Below are 22,413 nucleotides of genomic sequence, written 5' to 3' on the forward strand. Positions count from 1 at the left end.
TCAGTGGCCCCGGGCGTTCAGCCAGGCCACCACGGCCTCCGCGACCAGGCGCAGGGTGTCCGGTGCGACCAGCGCGGAGTGCGCGGACGGGACGGGTGCCTCGGCGACCTCCCCGGACACGTAGCTCTCCCAGCGCGCGGAGTTGGAGACGCCCTCGGGCTTGCCCTCGGTCGCGACGACCAGCAGCGCGTCACCCTCGAACCGGCCGAGCGCGTGCTCGTCCCGGATGTCCAGGTTGTTCTGGAACAGCCTGGTGAGGATCGCGATCTCCTCGTCCGAGAACCCGCTGAGCACGTGCCCGAACTCGGCCTTGATGATCTCCGCCCAGAGTCCCGGCCCGGCCTGCGCCGCCGCCTCGGCCTCCGCCTCGTCGAGCTCCTCCTCGGGGCCCGGCTCCGGCGGGTAGGCGTCCAGCAGGATCAGCGACCCCACCTCCTCGCCCTCCTCCTGGAGCTGGACGGCGATCTCGTGCGCCGGCACGCCCCCGAAGGAGAAGCCCAGCAGGTGGTACGGGCCGGTGGGCTGCACCGCGCGCATCTGCGCGATGTAGTCCGCCGCCATCTCCCGGACCGAGGACGCCAGCGGCGTCACCCCGTCCAGGCCGCGGGCCTGGAGGCCGTACAGCGGGTACTCCTCGGGCAGGTACCGGGCCAGCGGCAGATAGCACCAGCTCAGGCCGCCGCCGGGGTGCACGCAGAAGATCGGCGGACGCTCACCGCCGGTCCGGATCGGGAACAGCGTACCCAGCGAGTCCTGGACCGACGACAGGCTGAGGGTGTTCATCAGTCCGGACACCGTCGGGCTGCCCATCACGTCCCGGACCGCGACCGAGACGCCGCGCGAGCGCAACTTCTCCACCAGCGCGACCACCAGCAGCGAGTGGCCGCCCAGGGCGAAGAAGTCGTCGTGCACACCGACCGTGGCCAGGCCCAGCACCTCGGCGAAGGCCTCGCACATCAGCTCCTCCAGCACGCCCACCGACCCACGGGCCGCGCGGTCCGTGCCGGTGGCGTACTCCGGCACCGGCAGCGCCCGCCGGTCGAGCTTGCCGTTGACGGTCAGCGGCAGCACGTCCAGCAGCACGAACGCGGACGGGACCATGTACGCCGGGAGCCGCTCGGCTGCGTGGGCGCGGACCTCGGCAACGGTCGGGCCGCCTTCACCGGGGACCAGGTAGGCGACCAGGCGCTTGTCCCCCGGGGTGTCCTCACGGACCACCACGGCCGCCTGGGCCACCCGCGGGTGACCGGCGACGACCGCCTCAACCTCGCCCGGCTCCACCCGGAAGCCACGGATCTTCACCTGCGCGTCCGCCCGGCCGGCGAAGACGAGCTGCCCGTCGGCGGTCCAGCGGGCCCGGTCGCCGGTACGGTACATCCGCCCGCCGGAGCCGAACGGGTCGGCGACGAAGCGCTCCGCTGTCAGGTCCGCCCGGCCCACGTAGCCGCGGGCCAGCTGCGCCCCCGCGAGGTACAGCTCGCCGGCCACGCCCACCGGGACCGGGCGCAGCGCGTCGTCCAGGACGAACGCGCGGGTGCCCGGGTTGGGCGCGCCCATCGGGATGTCCTCGCCGTCGGGACCGATCGGGCCGGTGGTCACCATGACGGTGGCCTCGGTCGGACCGTAGGTGTTCACCAGTCGGCGGCCCGGCGCCCAGTCCTCGACCTGCCGGGCGCTGATCGGCTCGGCACCGACCAGCAGGTTGGACAGCCCGGTCAGCTCCGCCGGATCCAGTGCGGACAGCAGCGTCGGGACGACGATGGTCGTGGTCACCTCCTGCTCGCGCATCATCCGCATCAGTCGGGCGGGGTCGGTGCGCTGCTCCGCGGTGGCCACCACCAGGGCGGCGCCCGAGGTCAGCGTCACCGCCATGTCGAGCACCGAGGCATCGAAGCTGAACGCGGTGAACTGCATCACCCGTTGGCCGGGGCCGGTGGCCGCCACCGGGGTCATCGCCGCGATCAGGCCGGTCAGGCCGTCGTGGGTGAGGGCGACGCCCTTGGGGCGGCCGGTGGAGCCCGAGGTGTAGATGACGTAGGCCAGCTGTCCCGGCAGCACCGGCGCCGGGGCCACGCGCGGCGCCGCCTCGATCGCGGCCACCACCGTCGGGTCGTCCAGGTGGACCACCCGCTCGGCGCTCAGACCGGCCAGCAGCTCGCGGTGGCCCAGCACCAGGCGCGCCCCGCTGTCGGCCAGCACGAACTCCAGCCGCTCCACCGGGTACTCCGGGTCGAGCGGGACGTAGCCGGCGCCGGCCTTCCAGACGCCCAGCACGGCGGCGACCATCTCCACGCCGCGCGGCAGGCAGAGCCCGACGACCGACTCCGGGCCGACGCCGCCTTCCCTCAACCAGCCGGCCAGGCGGTCCGACCACGCGTCCAGCTGCGCGTACGACAGCTCGGTCCCGTCGCAGACCACCGCGGGCGCGTCGGGCGTCCGGGCCGCCTGGGCCGCGAACAGCTCGGGCACCGACAGCTCCGGCACCACGGCGTCGGCGCTCTCGCGCACCACCAGGGCGCGCTCGGCCGCGTCCAGCACCCCGACCGCGCCCAGCGGGGTCTGCGGGGCCAGCTCCAACGCCTCGACCAGCCCCTCCAGGCAGGCCCGCACCATCCGGCAGACCCGCTCCGGATCGGCCGGCGCCACCGCGTCCACCGAGATCCCGAACCGCGCGCCGTCGGAGTCGATGGCGATGTCCAGCGGGAAGTTGGTGTGCTCGCTGCGGAAGACCGTCCTGACCCCCGTCATGGCCGCCGCAGGTGCCGCCGGGCCGTCCTCGGAGGACGGGGACGGGGACGGGGCGGGGGCCGCCTGGTTGTGCCGGTAGTTGAAGAGCGAGGTGAACAGCGGGCTGCCGCCGGGCACCCCGCTGACCGCCTGGGCCAGGGTGAGCGGCGCGTGCTCGTGCACCATCAGGTCGGCCAGCTGCTCGCGCAGCCCGGACAGCGCCCCGGCCACGGTGCCGTCGTCCAGGCGGACCCGGACCGGCAGCGTGTTGATGAACGGGCCGAGGACCCGGTCGGCGCCCGTACCGGCGTTCATCCGGCCGAACAGGATGGTGCCGAAGACCACGTCGTCCCGGCCGGACAGCGCCCCCAGTACCCGCGCCCACACCAGGTGGAACAGCGTGGCGGGGCTGACCCCCTGGGCTCGCGCCGCCTCCGTGACCCGCGCCGAGAGCGCGTCGTCCACTGGCAGGTGCGCCCGCGCCCCCGCCGTGCCGTCGCCGTGCACGTCCATCAGCCCGTACGGGGCGGTGGTCTCGTCGACGTCGCCGAGCAGTTCGGCGAAGTGGCGCTCGTGCTCCTCGCGCGGCACGCCGAGGCGGGCCTGGGCGACGAACTCGCGGAACGGCAGCGGCTCGGGCAGCTCGTCGGCGCGCCCGGAGAGGAACGCCCGCAGCTCGTCGAGCAGGATCTCCAGAGCGGTGTGGTCCTGGACGAGGTGGTGGATGCGCAGCAGCGCCAGCCACCGGTCCGTGCCCGGCTCCGCCGCGACATGGGCCGTCATCAGCGGCGCCCGGTCCAGCTCCAGCCAGCCGCCGGCCGCGGCCATCAGCTGGTCCGGGAGGTGGCCCTCCGGTCCGTCCAGCTCGACCTCGGTGATCGGCAGTTCAGCCTCACGGAGGACGACCTGCACGGGCTCGCGCAGGCCCTCCCAGAGGATCGCCGTGCGGTAGACGTCGTGCCGGGCGACCACCCAGCGCAGCGCGTCCAGGAACTCGTCCAGCCGCTCCCGGTCGTCGAAGTCCAGGACGGTCGGCAGCACGTAGAAGTCGCCGCCGTCCCGGTCGGCCATCAGGTGGTGGAAGAACAGGCCTTCCTGGAGGGGGGCGAGCGGGTAGACGTCCGCGATGTTCGCCGCGCCGCCCGGGACGGCGGCGACGACGGTGGCGAGTTCGGCGTCGGTCAGGTCGACCAGCGGCAGCATCGCCGGGGTCAGCGCGGTGGCGCCCGCCGGGATGGCGTTCGGGGGCACGACGACCTGCGCCGGTCCCGCGACCGCCGCCAGGCCGGCGGGGGTCGGGGTGGCGAACAGCGCCCGCACCGAGACACCGACGTTGCGCGAGCGCAGGCGCTCGACCAGGGAGACGGCGAGCAGGGAGTGGCCGCCCAGGGCGAAGAAGTCGTCGTCCACGCCGACCAGCGGCAGGCCCAGCACCTCCGCGAACGCCTGGCAAATCAGCTCCTCACGCACGTCCGCCGGAGCCCGGCCGGCGCCCGCCTCGTAGCTGGGCGCGGGCAGGGCCTTGCGGTCCAGTTTGCCGTTGACGGTCAGCGGCAGCGTCTCCAGCAGCACGAACGCGGAGGGGACCATGTAGGCGGGCAGGCGCTCGGAGACGTGGGCGCGCAGGGCGTCCAGGTCCAGGCCTTCGGCGGGGACGACATAGGCGACCAGGCGCTTGTCCCCCGGGCTGTCCTCACGGACCACCACGGCCGCCTGGGCGACCCGCGGGTGACCGGCGACGACCGCCTCCACCTCACCCGGCTCCACCCGGAAGCCACGGATCTTCACCTGCGCATCCGCACGCCCCGCGAAAACGAGCCGCCCCTCGGCGGTCCAGCGGACACGGTCACCCGTGCGGTACAGACGCTCCCCCGAACCGAACGGATCCGCAACAAAACGCTCCGCCGTCAGAACCGACTGGTGGGCATACCCGCGCGCCAGACCCACGCCCGCCACGTACAGCTCCCCCGTCACCCCGACCGGAACCGGAACGAGCGCGTCGTCCAGCACGTAAGTACGGGTGTTGTCCAGCGGACGGCCGATCGGCAGTACGTCGCCGACGCCGTCGCGGACCTCGTGCTGGGTGGCGCACAACGTCACCTCGGTCGGCCCGTACAGGTGCCGGACGACAAGACCCGAATTGTGCTCCAGCAGGCGCCGCACGGACGCCGCCGGAACGACATCACCACCGGTCAGGACCTCACGGACACCCTTGAAACACCCCGGATCCTGGTCCGCCAGCACCCGCAGCAGACCCGCCGTCACATGCACGTGCGTCAGCCCCCGGCGGGCCACGAGGGCGGCCAGCGCGGCGGCGTCCAGCGCGACCGGCTCGGCCACCACGACCGTCCCACCGGACAGCAACGGCACCCACAGTTCGTAGGACGAAGCGTCGAAGGCGTGCGGCGCGTGGAACAGCACCCGCATGTCCGCCGACGCACCCCAGCACCGGTCCAACGCCAGCGCGACAAGATCCCGCTGCGTCGTCACGACACCCTTCGGCACACCCGTCGAACCGGACGTATACATCACATACGCCGCCCGGTCGATCGAACCGGCAAGCGGCACAACGGACTTGACCGCACCGTCCGGCACCGCGTCCGCGAGCACCACCGGAACACCGGCCGGAAGCTCCGACACCCGGTCCCGCGTCGTCACCACACACACCGGTCGGGCATCCGCGAGCACAGCCTCGACCCGCGCCGACGGCCACGCCACATCCACCGGCACGAACGCCCCACCGGCCCTCAGCACCGCCAGCAGCACAACCACCAACTCCGCCGAACGCTCCATCACCACGGCAACCGGCGACTCCACACCGACACCGCACTCCACCAACACCGACGCCAAACGGCCGACCCGCCCGTCCAACTCACGGTACGAAAGCGACAGTTCACCACCCACCAGCGCCACGGCCTCCGGCGTGCGGGCCACCTGCGCCGCGAACACCTCCGACACCGACAACTCCGGCAGCACAGCGGCCGTGGCATTCCACTCGCCCACCACCCGGTGGCGCTCGGCCGGCTCCAGGAGGTCCAGGGCCGACAGGCGGGTGTCGGGGGTCTCGGTGATCGACCGCATGACCAGTACCAGACGCTCCACGAACCGCTCGGCCGTCGCCCGGTCGAAGAGATCCGCCGCCACGGTCAGCGAGCCGCTGAGGCCGGCCGGGGCGCCCTGGCCGTCGAAGGTCTCGCCGAGCGTCACGTCGAGGTCGAACTTGGCCGCCATGCCGCCCGCCGCCAGCGGGGCGGCGTGCAGCCCGGGCATGCCTCCGGTCGGCACGTCGGCGGCCGAGGCGGTGTTCTGCACGGTGAGCATGACCTGGAACAGCGGGTGCCGGGCCAGCGAGCGGGACGGAGAGAGCTCCTCCACCAGCCGGTCGAACGGGACGTCCTGGTGGGCGAAGGCCTCCAGGCTGGTCTCCCGGACGCGGCCGAGCAGGTCGGCCAGCGTCGGGTTCCCGGACAGGTCGGTACGCAGCACCAGCGTGTTCACGAAGAAGCCGACCAGCTCGTCCAACGCCTGGTCCGTGCGACCGGCAACCGCCGTGCCGACCGGGATGTCGGTACCCGCGCCCAGCTTGGAGAGCAGGACGGCGAGCGCGGTCTGGACGGTCATGAACAGCGTCAGCCCACGCTGCCGGGCGGTCTCCTGGAGGCCCCGGTGGAGGTCCGCCGGGATCTCCACCGGGACGACGTGGCCGCGGTGCGAGGCGACCGCCGGACGCGCGTGGTCGAGCGGCAGCGCCAGCTCCTCCGGCGCCCCCTCCAGGCTCGCCCGCCAGTACTCCACCTGGCGCGCGATCAAACTCTCGCTGTCCTCCTCCGAGCCCAGCAGCTCCCGCTGCCAGAGCGCGTAGTCCGCGTACTGCACGGGCAGCGCGGTCCACTCCGGCGCCCGGCCGGCCAGCCGGGCCGCATAGGCGAGGGACAGATCCCGAGCCAGCGGGCCCATCGACCAGCCGTCGGTGGCGATGTGGTGCACCACCAGGACCAGCACGTGCTCCTGCGCCGACACTGCGAACAGCTCGGCCCGGATGGGGGCTTCGACGGCGAGGTCGAAGGCGTGACCTGCCGCGCGGGCCACCTCCGCCTCCAGCCGCTCCGGCGCCACCTCGGCGACCGTCAGCGCGAAGCCGGACTCCTCGAGGGACAGCACCCGCTGGAACGGGCGGCCGTCGGCCATCGGGAAGACAGTGCGCAGCACCTCGTGCCGGCCGACCACGTCCCGCAGCGCCGCGTCCAACGCCTCCCGGTCCAGCCCGCCCGAGAGGCGCAGCGCCACCGGGATGTTGTACGAGGCGCTCGGCCCCTCCAACTGACCGAGGAACCAGAGGCGCTGCTGCGCGAAGGAGAGCGGCACCCGCTCCGGGCGCGGCCGGGCGACGAGGCCGGCCCGGCCCCGGTCGGCCTTCAGCAGATGGGCGGCGACCCCGGCCGGGGTCGGGGCGTCGAACAGTGCCCGGATGGACAGCTCCGCCCCGAGCACCGACCGCACCCGGCTCACCAGGCGCGTGGCCAGCAGCGAGTGACCGCCGAGCGCGAAGAAGTCGTCGTCCACGCCGACCAGCGGCAGGCCCAGCACCTCCGCGAACGCCTGGCAGATCAGCTCCTCACGCACGCCGGCCGGGGCGCGGCCCACGCCGGAGACGTACTCCGGCGCCGGCAGCGCGCGCCGGTCGAGCTTGCCGTTGACGGTCAGCGGCAGCACCTCCAGCAGCACGAACGCGGAGGGGACCATGTACGCGGGCAGGCGCTCGGAGACATGGGCGCGCAGGGCGTCCAGGTCCAGGCCGTCGCCGGGGACGACATAGGCGACCAGGCGCTTGTCCCCCGGGCTGTCCTCACGGACCACCACGGCCGCCTGCGCGACCCGCGGGTGACCGGCGACGACCGCCTCCACCTCACCCGGCTCCACCCGGAAACCCCGGATCTTCACCTGCGCATCCGCACGCCCCGCGAAAACGAGCCGCCCCTCGGCGGTCCAACGGACACGGTCACCCGTGCGGTACAGACGCTCCCCCGAACCGAACGGATCCGCAACAAAACGCTCCGCCGTCAGGACGGCACGCCCGGCATACCCGCGCGCCAGACCCACGCCCGCCACGTACAGCTCGCCGACGGCGCCGACGGGCACCGGGGCGAGCGCGTCGTCGAGGACGTACACCCGGGTGTCCGCGATCGGGGCGCCGATCGGCACGCTGCCACCGTCCGCCAGGTCGGCGGCCGTGACGGCGTGCACGGTGGTGAAGGTGGTGTTCTCGGTGGGTCCGTACCCGTTGAGCAGGCGGACCGAGGGCAGCCGCTCCAGGACGGCCCGGCAGTGCGCCGGGGAGAGCACGTCGCCGCCGGCGAGCAGCACCCGCAGGCCCGCGAGCGCGTCGAGGTCGGTGTCCACGACCTCGTGGAAGAGGCCGGCGGTCAGCCAGAGCACGGTGACCCGGTGCCCGGTGAGGAAGCGGCTCAGCTCGGCGACCGGCAGCGGGCCGGCCGGGGCGACGGCCAGGGTGGCGCCGTTCAGCAGGGCCCCCCAGATCTCCAGGGTCGCCGCGTCGAAGGAGACGGAGGCGAGCTGGGCGACCACGTCCTCGGTGCCGAGGTCGAGGAAGCCGGCCTCGCGGACCAGGCGGTCGACGGCCCGGTGCGGGACCACGGTGCCCTTCGGGCGCCCGGTCGAGCCGGAGGTGTAGACGACGTACGCCGGATGGGCCGGGCTCAGCCGGGCGGTGCGCTCGGCGTCGGTGACGGGCCGCCCGTCGTGGCCGGCCAGTTCGGCGGCGGTGCCGGGCGCGTCCAGCACGGTGACCGGCAGGCCCGCCGCCCCGGGGACGGCGGCGGTGTGCGCGGCCGAGGTCAGCAGGTGGACCGGCCGGGCGTCGTCGAGCATCAGGGCGAGCCGTTCGGCGGGGTGGGCCGGGTCCAGCGGCAGGTAGGCGCCGCCGGCCTTGGTGACGGCCAGCAGGGCGACGACCAGCTCCGGGGAGCGGTCCATCAGCACCGCGACCACCGACTCCGGGCCGACGCCCCGGCCGATGAGCAGCCGGGCCAGCCGGTTGGCCCGGGCGTCCAGTTCGGCGTAGCCGAGTGTGGTGCCGGCGCCGGCCAGCGCGGGCGCGCCCGGGGTGCGGATCGCCTGGGCGGCGAACAGGTCCGGCAGGGTGGCCGGCGCGAGGCCGCGACCGGTCCGGTTGCGGTCCGTCAGCAGGGCCCGGCGTTCGGCCGGGGTGAGCACGTCCACCGCGGTGAGCCGGCTGCCGGGGTTCCGCTCCAGGGCGGTGACCAGGCCTTCCACGGCGGTGTGCAGCAGGTCGCCGAGCCGGCCGGGGTCGGCCGGCGCCGAGACGTCGGCGGTGATCAGGAAGCGGTCGCCGAAGTCGTCGACGGACACCGTCACCGGGTAGTTGGTCCGCTCGCGGGACATCACGCGGCGGATGCCGCCGAACGCGTCCTCGGCGGGTGCGTCCTCGGTGCGCGGGCCGGCGGGGCCGCTGTGCCGGTAGTTGAGGATCGAGGTGAACAGCGGGGTGCCGCCCGGCAGCCCGGCGGCCTGCTGGGCGAGCGCGAGCGGGGCGTGCTCGTGCGCCAGCAGCTCGGCGAGCTGCCGGCGCAGGCCGTCGACGGCCTCGCCGACCGCCTGCCCGGCGAGGTCCACCCGGACCGGCAGGGTGTTGAGGAACGGGCCCATCACCCGGCCCGCGCCGCTGCCGGCGCTCATCCGGCCGAGCAGCACGGTGCCGAACACCACGTCCTGGCGGCCGGAGACGGCTCCGAGCACCCTCGCCCACGCCAGGTGGAAGACGGTGGCCGGGCTGACGCCCAGCGTCCGCGCCACCTCGCGCAGCCGCGCGGCCAGCGCGTCGTCCGCCCAGAGCCGTGCCTGCTCGACCCTCGCGCCGTCGCCGTGGACGTCGAGCAGGCCGTACGGCGCGGTGGTCTCCTCGACGCCGGCGAGCAGGGCGGCGAAGTGGCGCTCGTGCTCCTCACGGGAGACGCCGAGGCGGGCCTGGGCGACGAACTCGCGGAACGGCAGCGGCTCGGGCAGCTCGTCGGCGCGCCCGGACAGGAACGCCCGCAGCTCGTCGAGCAGCACCTCCAGGGCGGTGTGGTCCTGGACCAGGTGGTGGATCCGCAGCAGGGCGGACCAGCGGTCGCCGCCGGGCTCGGCCGCGATGTGGACGCTCAGCAGCGGCGCCCGGTCCAGCGGCAGCCAGGCGCCGGCGGCGGCCTCCAACTGCTCGCCCGCCGACGGGCCGGCCGGGTCCAATACGACCTCGGCGACCGGCAGTTCGGCTGTTCGCAGGACGACCTGCACGGGCTCGCGCAGACCGTCCCCCACGATCGCGGTCCGGTAGACGTCGTGCCGGGCCACCGCCCAGCGCAGCGCGTCGAGGAACCCGTCGAGTCGTGCCCGGTCGTCGAACCCGAGGAGGTTCGGCAGCACATAGGCGTCGCCGCCCTCCCGGTCCGCCATCAGGTGGTGGAAGAACAGGCCCTCCTGCAACGGCGCCAGCGGGTAGACGTCCGCGATGTTCGCCGCACCGCCGGGGACGGCGGCCACGACGGCGGCCAGCTCGTCCTCCGTCAGGTCGACCAGCGGCAGCATCGCCGGGGTCAGTTCGCTCGCGCCCCCGGCGGGGATCGCGTTGGCCGGGACCGCGACGGGCCCCGTTCCCGCGGCGGCGGCCAGGCCGGCCGGGGTGGCCGTGGTGAACAGCGCCCGCACGGACACCGACACGCCGTACTCGCGCAGCCGGTCGACCAGCGCGACTGCCAGCAGGGAGTGGCCGCCGAGGGCGAAGAAGTCGTCCTCCACGCCGACCAGCGGCAGGCCGAGGACCTCGGCGAAGGCCTGGCAGATCAGCTCCTCACGGGCGTCCGCCGGAGCCCGGCCACCGCCCGCCTCGTAGCTGGGCGCGGGCAGCGCCTTGCGGTCCAGCTTGCCGTTGGCGGTCAGCGGCAGGGCCTCCAGGACGACGAAGGCCGAGGGCACCATGTAGGCGGGCAGCCGCTGCGCGGCGGCGGCGCGCACCGCGTCGGCGTCCAGGTCCCCGCCGGGAACCAGGTAGGCCACCAGGCGCTTGTCCCCGGGCACGTCCTCGCGGACCACCGCGGCCGCCTGGGCGACCTCGGCGCGGGCGGCCAGGACGGCCTCGATCTCGCCGAGCTCGATCCGGAAGCCGCGCAGCTTCACCTGGTCGTCGGCGCGGCCGAGGAACTCCAGGTCGCCGTCGGCCCGCCGGCGCACCACGTCGCCGGTGCGGTACAGGCGCTCGCCGTGCCCGAAGGGGTCGGCGACGAAGCGCTCCGCGGTGAGGTCCGGGCGGCCCTGGTAGCCGCGGGCCAGCTGGGCGCCGGCCAGGTACAGCTCGCCGGCGACGCCGAGCGGCACCGGGCGCAGCCCCTCGTCCAGGACGAATGCCCCGGTGTTGTCCAGCGGGCGGCCGATCGGCACCGGGCCGGTGCGCTCGCGGTCCAGGTCGGCCACGGCGGTCCAGACGGTCGCCTCGGTCGGCCCGTAGAGGTTGGTCACCGAGGCGCCGGCCGCCGTCATCCGGGCGGCGAGCACCGCGGGGAGCGCCTCGCCGCCGACCAGCATGCGCAGGCCGCGGACGGCGTCGGCGTGCTCGCGCAGCAGCCCCTGCCACAGCGCCGGGGTGGCCTGCACGGCCGTCACGCCGTGGCGCGTGACCAGCTCGGCCACCGCGCCCGGGTCACGGGTCACAGCGTCCCCGGCGATCACCACGGAGGCGCCGGCGACCAGCGGGAGGTACAGCTCCAGGACGTGGATGTCGAAGGCCACGGTGGTGACCGCGAGCAGGCGGTCCGCGGGACCGAACCCGGTCCTGCGGTCCATCGCGGCCAGGAAGTTCGCCACGCCGCCGTGCGGCACCACGACGCCCTTGGGGCGGCCGGTGGAGCCGGAGGTGTAGATGACGTAGGCGGGGTGCGCGGGCAGCAGCGGGCCGTGGCGCTCGGCGTCGGCCAGGTCGGCGCCGTCGGCCGCCGCGAGTTCGGCGGCGGTGCCGGCGTCGTCCAGCACCAGGACGGCCGGGCCCCCGGCCGGCAGACCGGCCGTCCGGGCCAGCACCGGGGCGGCGGTCAGCACCAGGGCGGGGCGGGCGTCGTCCAGCATGTAGCCGATGCGCTCGGCCGGGTAGCCCGGGTCGAGCGGCAGGTAGGCAGCGCCGGTCTTGAGGACGGCCAGCAGGGCGACCGGGAGCTCGGTGGAGCGGTCGAGGCAGACCGCGACCAGCGACTCCGGGCCGGCGCCGCGGGCCGTCAGCAGGCGCGCCAGGCGGTTGGCCCGGGCGTTCAGCTCGGCGTACGACAGTTCCGTCCCGGCGCCCAGCACCGCCACGGCGTCGGGCGTCAGCGCGGCCCGGGCCTCGATCAGGGCGGGCAGCAGCGGTCCGGGGGCGGCGGCGGTGTCGTTCCACTCCTCCAGGAGCAGCCGGCGCTCCTCGGCGCCCATCACGTCCACCCGCCCGACCGGCAGGGACTGCTCGGTGACGACGGCGCGCAGCACCCGCATCAGGGCGTCCGCGATCCGCCGGGTGGTAGCCGGGTCGAAGAGGTCCGAGGCGGCGACGATCGAGCCCAGCAGCCCGGCCGGGGCGCCGTGGCCGTCGAAGGTCTCGCCGAGGCTCACGTCGAGGTCGAACTTCGCGGCCGTACCGCCGGCGGCCAGCGGGGCGGTGCGCAGCCCGGGCAGTCCGAGCGGCCGGGTGTCGCCCGCCGGGGCGGTGTTGTGCACCGTCAGCATGACCTGGAACAGCGGGTGCCGGGCCAGCGAGCGGGCCGGGGACAGCTCCTCGACCAGCCGCTCGAACGGCACGTCCTGGTGGGCGTAGGCCTCCAGGACGCTGCGGCGGACCCGGTCCAGGACCTCGGCCAGGGTCGGGTCGCCGGACAGGTCGGTGCGCATCACCAGGGTGTTGACGAAGAACCCGACGAGGTCCTCCACGGCCTGGTCGGTGCGCCCGGCGATGGTGGTGCCGATCGGGATGTCGGTGCCCGCGCCGAGCCTGGAGAGCAGGACGGCGAGGGCGGCCTGAACGGTCATGAACAGCGTCAGTCCGCGCCGGCGGGCCATCTCCTGGAGCTCGCGGTGCAGGTCCGCCGGGATCTCCAGCGGCACGACGTGGCCGCGGTGCGAGGCGACGGCCGGCCGTGCGTGGTCGGCGGGGAGCACCAGTTCCTCCGGTGCTCCGGCGAGGGCCCGGCGCCAGTGGCCGGCCTGGCGCGCGATCAGGCTCTCCGGGTCGTCCTCGGAGCCGAGCAGTTCGCGCTGCCAGAGCGCGTAGTCCGCGTACTGGACGGGCAGCGGCTCCCACCGCGGGGCCCGGCCGCTCTGCCGGGCGGTGTAGGCGGTGGTCAGGTCGCGGGCGAGCGGGCCCATCGACCAGCCGTCGGTGGCGATGTGGTGCACCACCAGGACCAGGACGTGCTCCTGCGGCGAGACCGCGAACAGCCAGGCCCGGGCCGGCGCCTCGACGGCGAAGTCGAAGGCGTGGCCGGCCGCGCGGGCCACCTCCGCCGCCAGGTCCTCCGCCACCACCTCGGCGACGGTCAGCTCGAAGCCGGACTCCTCCAGGGGCAGCACCCGCTGGTACGGACGGCCGTCGGCCGCCGGGTAGACGGTGCGCAGCACCTCGTGCCGGCCGACCACGTCCCGCAGGGCGGCGTCCAGCGCCGCCCGGTCCAGCCCGCCCTCGATCCGCAGGGCGACCGGGATGTTGTAGGTGGCGCTCGGCCCCTCCAGCCGGCCGAGGAACCAGAGGCGCTGCTGGGCGAAGGAGAGCGGCACCCGCTCGGGGCGGGGGCGCGGGGTCAGGGCGGTACGCCCGGGCGCGGCCTCGGCGAGCCAGCCGGCCAGGCCGGCCGGGGTCGGGTTCTCGAACAGCGCCCGGATCGGCATCTCCACGCCGAGGACGGTCCGCAGCCGGCTCACCAAGCGGGTCGCCAGCAGGGAGTGGCCGCCGAGCAGGAAGAAGTTGTCGTCCATGCCGACGGCCGGGTGGCCGAGGACATCGGCGAAGACGCCGCAGAGCAGCTCCTCCTGGGCGGTGGCCGAGCCCCGGCCCGCCCCGGCCTCGTAGCTGGGCGCGGGCAGGGCCTTGTGGTCGAGCTTGCCGTTGACGGTGAGCGGGAGGGCCTCCAGGAGCATGAACGCGGAGGGGACCATGTAGGCGGGCAGGCGCTCGGAGACGTGGGCGCGCAGGGCGTCCACCTCCAGGCCGTCGCCGGGGACGAGGTACGCCACCAGGCGCTTGTCCCCCGGGGTGTCCTCACGGACCACCACGGCCGCCTGCGCCACCTGCGGGTGACCGGCGACGACCGCCTCCACCTCACCCGGCTCCACCCGGAAACCACGGATCTTCACCTGCGCATCCGCCCGGCCGGCGAAGACGAGCTGCCCCTCGGCGGTCCAGCGGGCCCGGTCGCCGGTGCGGTACATCCGCTCACCGGCCGACCCGAGCGGGTTGGCGACGAACCGCTCCGCCGACAGGCCCGGACGGCCCAGGTAGCCGCGGGCCAGCTGCGCCCCCGCGAGGTACAGCTCGCCGGCCACGCCCACCGGGACCGGGCGCAGCGCGTCGTCCAGGACGAACGCGCGGGTGCCCGGGTTGGGCGCGCCCATCGGGATCTCGTGGCCGCCCGGCCCGATCAGGCCGGTGGTCACCATGACGGTGGCCTCGGTCGGACCGTAGGTGTTCACCAGTCGGCGGCTGGGAGCCCATTCCTCGACCTGCCGGGCGCTGATCGGCTCAGCGCCCACCAGCACGGTGGAGACGCCGGTCATGCCGGCCGGGTCCAGCGTCGCCAGCAGGGAGGGCACCACGCTGGTGGCGGTCACCGCGCGGTCCCGGACCAGCCGCGTCAGCAGTTCGCCGTCGGTGCGCTCCTCGGGGGCGGCGACCACCAGGGTGGCGCCGGAGGTGAGGGTGACCGCGAGGTCCAGCACCGAGGCGTCGAAGCTGAACGAGGCGAACTGGAGCACCGGGACGTCCGGGCCGACGGCCATCACCGGGGTGATCGCGGCGTTCATGGCCGCGAGGGCGCCGTGGGTGCCGGCCACGCCCTTGGGGCGGCCGGTGGAACCGGAGGTGTAGATGACGTACGCCAGCTGCTCCGGCAGCACCGGGGCCGGGGCCACGCGCGGCGCGGCCTCGATCGCGGCCGCCACCGCCGGGTCGTCCAGGTGGACCACCCGCTCGGCGCTCAGGCCCGCCACCAGATCGCGGTGGCCCAGCAGCACGCGGGCGCCGCTGTCGGCCAGCACGAAGCCCAACCGCTCCACCGGGTACTCGGCGTCGAGCGGGACGTAGGCCGCGCCGGCCTTCCAGACGCCCAGCACGGCGGCGACCAGTTCCACACCGCGCGGCAGGCAGAGCGCCACCACCGACTCGGCGCCGGCCCCGGCCTCGCGCAGCCGGCCCGCCAGGCGGTCCGACCACGCGTCCAGCTGCGCGTACGAGAGCTCGGTCCCGTCGCACACCACCGCCACCGCGTCGGGCGTCCGGGCCGCCTGGGCCGCGAACTGCTCGGGCACCGAGAGCTCGGGGACGACCGCGCCGTCGCTTTCGCGCACCACCAGGGCTCGCTCGGCGTCGTCCAGCACCCCGACCGCGCCGATCGGGGTCTGCGGGGCCAGCTCCAGGGCCTCGACCAGGCCCTCCAGGCAGGTCCGCACCATCCGGCAGACCCGCTCCGGGTCGGCCGGCGCCACCGCGTCCACGGAGATCACGAAGCGGGGGCCGTCGACGTCGACGGCGACGTCCAGCGGGTAGTTGGTGTGCTCGCGGGAGAACATCGTCCGGATGCCCTGGATGCCCTCACCTGAGGCGGGAGCGGCCTGGTTGTGCCGGAAGTTGAACAGCGAGCTGAACAGCGGGCTGCCGCCCGGCACGCCGCTGGCGGCCTGGGCGAGCGAGAGCGGGGCGTGCTCGTGCACCAGCAGCTCGGCGAGCTGTCCGCGCATCGACTCCAGCGCCCCGGCCACCGTGCCGTCGCCGAGCCGCACACGGACCGGCAGGGTGTTGATGAACAGGCCGGGCACCCGGTCGGCGCCGGTGCCGGCGCTCATCCGGCCGAACAGCACGGTGCCGAAGACCACGTCGTCACGGCCGGACAGCATGCCGAGGACCCGGGCCCAGGCCAGGTGGAACACGGTGGCCGGGCTGACGCCCAGCGACCGCGCGGCCTCCCGCACCCGGCCGGACAGCTCCTCGTCCACCGCCAGGTGCGCCTGGACGCCGTTCGCGCCGTCGCCGTGCACATCCGTCAGCCCGTACGGGGCGGTGGTCTCGTCGACGTCGCCGAGCAGCTCGGCGAAGTGGCGCTCGTGCTCCTCGCGCGGCACGCCGAGGCGGGCCTGCGCGACGAACTCGCGGAACGGCAGCGGCGCCGGCAGCTCCGCCGTCCGGCCCGCCAGGTACGCCCGCAGTTCGCCGAGCAGCACCTCCAGTGTCGTGTGGTCCTGCACCAGGTGGTGGATGCGCACCAGGGCCAGCCAGCGCCCGCCCTCGGCCTCGGCCGCGGTGTGCACGCTCAGCAGCGGCGCCCGGTCCAGGGCGATCCGGGAGCCGGCGGCGGCCAGCAACTGCTCGGCGGGCTCGGCGCCGGCCGGGTCCAGCACGACCTCGGTGACCGGCAGTTCGGCGTGCCGGGCGACCACCTGGACGGGCTCGCGCAGGCCCTCCCAGAGGATCGCCGTGCGGTAGACGTCGTGCCGGCCCGTCACCCAGCGCAGCCCGTCCAGGAACGCGTCCAGGCGCTCCCGGTCGTCGAAGCCGAGCACCATCGGCAGCACATAGGCGTCACCGGCGTCCTGGCCGGCCATCAGGTGGTGGAAGAACAGGCCCTCCTGGAGAGGGGCCAGCGGGTAGACGTCCGCGATGTTCGCCGCACCGCCCGGAACGGCCGCCACGACGGCGGCCAGCTCCTCCTCGGTCAGGTCGACCAGCGGCAGCATCGCCGGGGTCAGCGCGGTCGCGCCCTCGGGGATGCCGTTCGGCGGCACCACGACCTCCGCCGGGCCCGCCACGGCCGCCAGGCCCGCCGGGGTCGGAGTCGCGAACAGCGCCCGCACCGAGACGCCGACGCCGCGCGAGCGCAGCCACTCCACGAGGGAGACCACCAGCAGGGAGTGGCCGCCGAGCGCGAAGAAGTCGTCGTCCACGCCGACCGCCGCGAGTCCGAGGACCTCGGCGAACGCCTGGCAGATCAGCTCCTCGCGCACGTCCGCCGGAGCCCGGCCCGCGCCCGCCTCGTAGCTGGGCGCGGGCAGCGCCTTGCGGTCCAGCTTGCCGTTCACCGTCAGCGGCAGCGCCTCCAGCACCACGAACGCCGACGGCACCATGTGCTGCGGCAGGTGCCCGGCCGCGTACGGGCGCACCGCGTCCACGTCCAGGCCGTCGCCGGGGACGAGGTACGCCACCAGGCGCTTGTCCCCCGGGGTGTCCTCACGGACCACCACGGCCGCCTGCGCCACCTGCGGGTGACCGGCGACGACCGCCTCCACCTCGCCCGGCTCCACCCGGAAGCCACGGATCTTCACCTGCGCGTCCGAGCGGCCCACGAAGACCAGCCGGCCCTGGGCGTCCCAGCGCGCCCGGTCACCGGTGCGGTACACCCGCTCGCCGCCCGACCCGAACGGGTTGGCGACGAAGCGCTCCGCCGACAGGCCCGGACGGCCCAGGTAGCCGCGCGCCAACTGCTCGCCGGCCACGTACATCTCACCGGCCACCCCGGCGGGCACCGGGTTCAGCCACTCGTCCAGGACGTACACCCGCAGGCCGGGGACGCCGCGCCCGATCACGCTGCCGTCGGCGCAGTCGTCCGCGTCCAGCGCCTGGTAGGTGACGTGCACGGTGGTCTCGGTGATCCCGTACATGTTGACCAGCCGCGGCCCGCCCTCCGGCCGACGGGCCCACCACTCGGCCAGCCGGGCCGGGTCGAGCGCCTCGCCGCCGAACACCACGGTCCGCAGCGCCGCGCCCGCCCCGGGCCGGCGCTCCTCGGCCGCCATCAGCTGGTAGAACGCCGACGGGGTCTGGTTGAGGACGGTGACCCGCTCGCGGTCCAGCAGCTCCAGGAACTCCTCCGGGGAGCGCGACACCGCGAAGGGGACGACCACCACCCGCCCACCGGTGAGCAGGGCGGCCCAGATCTCCCAGACCGAGAAGTCGAACGCGAAGGAGTGGAACCAGGTCCAGACGTCCCGCTCGTCGAAGCCGAACCGCTCCCCCGTCGCGGCGAGCAGCGCCGCCACGTTGCGGTGCGGCACCACGACGCCCTTGGGGCGGCCGGTGGAACCCGAGGTGTAGATCACGTAGGCGGGGTGGTCCGGGGTGAGCGCCGGGGCCGGGCACTCGGCCGGCTCCTCGGCCTGCTGCGGGCCGTCCACCAGCAGGACGGGCACGCCGTCCGGCACCACGGCGGCGCCGGCGGTCGTGGTGAGCACGCAGGACGCGGCCGCATCCGCCAGGATGAACGCGATCCGCTCGGCCGGGTAGTCCGGGTCGACCGGCAGGTAGGCGCCGCCGGCCTTGAGCACGGCCAGCAGGGCCACCACCAGCTCGACGGAGCGCTCCATCGCCACGCCGACCAGCGACTCGGGGCCCACGCCCGCGCCGGCCAGGCGCCGCGCCAGGCGGTCGGCCCGCGCGTCGAGTTCCGCGTACGTCAGCCGCACGCCCTCGCCGGTGAGGGCGACGGCGTCCGGCGTCCGGGCGGCCCGGGCCTCGAACAGCTCGGGGATGGTCGCGGCCGGGACGTCGACCGGCGGCTCGTTCCACTCGGTCAGCACCGTCCGCCGCTCGGCGTCGTCCAGCAGCGACACCGTGCTCAGCCGTCGGCCCGTGTCCTCGACCAGCACCGTGAGCACCGTGGTCAGCAGCCGCGAGATCCGCTCCGCCGACCGCGGGTCGAACAGGTCCGCCGAGGCGATCACCGCGCCGCGCAGGCCGCCCGGACGGCCCTCGGCGTCCAGCACCTCGCGGACGTCCACGTCCAGGTCGAACTTGGCCGCGGTACCGGCGGCGTGCACACCGCCGACCCGCACACCGGGCAGCTCGAAGGAGGCCGTGGCGTTGTTCTGGAGGGCTAGCATCACCTGGAACAGCGGGTGGCGCGCCGTGGAACGGGCGGGGGCCAGCTCCTCGACCAGCCGCTCGAACGGCACGTCCTGGTGGGCGAAGGCGCCCAGGCCGGCCTCCCGCACCCGGGCCAGCAGCTCGCCGAAGGTCGGGTCGCCGGACAGGTCGGTACGCATCACCAGGGTGTTGACGAAGAAGCCGACCAGCTCGTCCAGCGCCTGGTCGGTGCGCCCGGCGATGGTGGTGCCGATCGGGACGTCGGTGCCCGCGCCGAGCTTGGAGAGCAGCACGGCGAGGGCGGCCTGGACGGCCATGAACAGCGTCACGCCCTCGCTCTGCGCCAGCGCCACCAGCCGCGCGTGCACCTCGGCCGGGACGTTGAACTCCGCCAGGTGGCCGCGATGGCCGGCGACCGCCGGCCGCGGCCGGTCGGCGGGCAGCTCCAGCTCCTCCGGCGCACCGGCCAGGGTCTGCCGCCAGTAGGCGAGTTGCCGGGACAGCACGCTGCCCGGGTCGCTCTCCTCGCCCAGCAGTTCGCGCTGCCAGAGCGCGTAGTCCGCGTACTGGACGGACAGCGGCGCCCAGGACGGGGCCTCGCCCCTGGTCCGGGCGGTGTAGGCCAGGGCGACGTCACGGGCGAGGGTGCCGGTCGACCAGCCGTCGGTGGCGATGTGGTGGACGACCAGGACGAGGACGTTCTCCTGCGGCGCCTCGGTGAACAGCCAGGCCCGGACCGGCACCTCGACGGCGAAGTCGAAGGCGTGGCCGGCCACGCGGGCCACCTCCGCCTCCAGCCGCTCCGGCGCCACCTCGGCGACCGTCAGCGCGAAGCCGGACTCCTCGAGGGACAGCACCCGCTGGAACGGGCGGCCGTCGGCCATCGGGAAGACAGTGCGCAGCACCTCGTGCCGGCCGACCACGTCCCGCAGGGCGGCGCCCAGCGCGTCCCGGTCCAGCCCGCCCGAGAGGCGCAGGGCCATGGGCGTGTTGTAGGTGGCGCTCGGACCCTCCAACTGACCGAGGAACCAGAGGCGCTGCTGCGCGAAGGAGAGCGGCACCCGCTCCGGGCGCGGCCGGGCGACCAGACCGGCGCGGCTCGGCTCGGCCTCGGCCTCGCCCTCGGCGAGCCAGTCGGCCAGGGCGGCCGGGGTCGGGTGCTCGAACAGCGCCCGGATCGGCATCTCCACGCCGAGGACGGTCCGCAGCCGGCTCACCAGGCGGGTCGCCAGCAGCGAGTGGCCGCCGAGCAGGAAGTAGTTGTCGTCCGGCTTGACCTGCTCGACACCGAGGATGCTCGCGAACTCGGCGCAGAGCAGTTCCTCGCGCGCGCCGGCGGGACGGCGGTCGGCGGGCGCGCCGTCCGCCGGGGCGGGCAGCGCGGCGTGGTCGAGCTTGCCGTTGACGGTCAGCGGCAACGCGTCCAGCGTCACGAACACGGACGGGACCACGGCGGCAGGCAGGTGGCCGGCGGCGTGGGCGCGGACGGCGTCCAGGTCCAGGCCGTCGGCGGGGACGACATAGGCGACCAGACGCCTGTCGTCCGGGGTGTCCTCGCGGAGCAGCACGGCGGCCTGGGCGACCCCGGGGTGGGCGAGCAGGACGGCCTCGATCTCGCCGGGCTCGGCGCGCAGGCCGTGGATCTTCAGCTGGGCGTCGGCGCGGCCGGCGAAGACGAGCTGCCCCTCGGCGGTCCAGCGGACACGGTCGCCGGTGCGGTACAGGCGCTCGCCGGAGCCGAAGGGGTCGGCGATGAAACGTTCCGCCGTGAGGGCGGGTTGGCCTGCGTAGCCGCGGGCCAACCCGGTACCGGCGACGTACAGCTCGCCGGTCACACCAGCGGGGACCGGGGTGAGGGAGTCGTCCAGGACGTAGGCGCGGGTGTTGCCCAGCGGACGGCCGATCGGCAGCACCTCACCGACGCCGTCGCGGACCTCGTGCTGGGTCGCGCACAACGTCACCTCGGTCGGCCCGTACAGGTGCCGGACGACGAGGCCTTCGTTGTGCTCCAGCAGACGACGCACGGACGCCGCCGGAACAACATCACCGCCGGTCAGGACCTCACGGAGGCCGTTGAAGCACGCCGGGGCCTGCTCGGCGAGAGCATGCAGCAGACCGGCCGTCACGTGGACGTGCGTCAGCCCGTGGCGGGCGACGAGGGCGGCCAGCGCGGCGGCGTCCAGCGCGACCGGCTCGGCCACGACGACGGTCCCGCCGGACAGCAGCGGCACCCACAGTTCGTAGGACGAAGCGTCGAAGGCGTGCGGCGCGTGGAACAGCACCCGCATGTCCGCCGACGCACCCCAGCACCGGTCCAACGCCAGCGCGACAAGATCCCGCTGCGTCGTCACGACACCCTTCGGCACACCCGTCGAACCGGACGTGTACATCACATACGCCGCCCGGTCCAACAACCCAACGACCGACGGAACCTCACCATGACCGTCCGGCACCGCATCCGCCAACACCACCGGAACACCGGCCGGAAGCTCCGACACCCGGTCCCGCGTCGTCACCACACACACCGGAGCAGCGTCCGCCAACACGGCCTCCACCCGCGCCGACGGCCACGCCACATCCACCGGCACGAACGCCCCACCGGCCCTCAGCACCGCCAGCAGCACGACCACCAGCTCCGCCGAACGCTCCATCACCACGGCAACCGGCGACTCCACACCGACACCGCACTCCACCAGCACCGACGCCAAAAGGCCGACCCGACCGTCCAACTCACGGTACGAAAGCGACAGTTCACCACCCACCAGCGCCACGGCCTCCGGCGTACGGGCCACCTGCGCCGCGAACACCTCCGGCAGCGACAGCTCGGGCAGCGCGGCAGCGGTGTCGTTCCACTCGTGCACCACCCGGTGGCGCTCGGCCGGCTCCAGGAGGTCCAGGGCCGACAGGCGGGCACCGGTGTCCTCCCGGAGGGCGGTGACCAGCGCGTCCAGGCAGGTGTGCAGCAGACCGGCCACCTGGGCCGGGTCGGCGGGCGAGACCGCGTCCACCGTGGTCGCGAAGCCGGTGCCGTCGACGTCGACCGACACCACCAGCGGGTAGTTGGTCACATCGCGCACCGAGCGCAGCCGGATGCCGCTCAGCGCCGAGCCCGACTCGCGCGGAACCGTCTGGTTGTAGCGGTAGTTGAAGAGCGAGGTGAACAGCGGGCTGCCGCCCGGAAGTCCACTGACCTGCTGCGCCAGCGCGAGCGGGGCGTGCTCGTGCACCAGCAGCGCGGCGAGCTGTCCGCGCATCGACTCCAGCGCCTCGCCGACCAGCGGCCCGTTCAGCCGGGCGCGCACGGGCAGGGTGTTGATGAACAGGCCGGGCACCCGGTCCGCACCGGCGCCGGCGTCCATCCGGCCGAACAGGACGGTGCCGAAGACCACGTCGTCGCGGCCGGACAGCATGCCGAGGACCCGGGCCCAGGCGAGGTGGAAGAGGGTGGCCGGGCTGACGCCCTTCGCCCGCGCCACGTCCTTGACGCGGTCCGCGAGGTCCCCGTCGACCCGCAGGTGGGCCTGGGCGACCCGGGTGCCGTCGCCGTGCACGTCGAGGATCCCGTACGGCGCGGTGGTCTCGTCAAT

Annotated in this window: 1 protein-coding gene (only partly in view); it reads right to left on the minus strand. The window is 74.8% G+C overall.

What is annotated here, in order from left to right; genetic code table 11:
• Positions 1-22,413: the 3' portion of a non-ribosomal peptide synthase/polyketide synthase gene (locus BLU95_RS45060; RefSeq protein WP_093859905.1), read on the minus strand. The gene runs 3,873 nt beyond the window's last position; 22,413 of the gene's 26,286 nt are visible here — the last part of the coding sequence; the start codon falls outside the window, past its right edge; the stop codon is at positions 1-3.

The sequence above is a fragment of the Streptomyces sp. TLI_053 genome, from assembly GCF_900105395.1.
Classification (GTDB): Bacteria; Actinomycetota; Actinomycetes; order Streptomycetales; family Streptomycetaceae; genus Kitasatospora.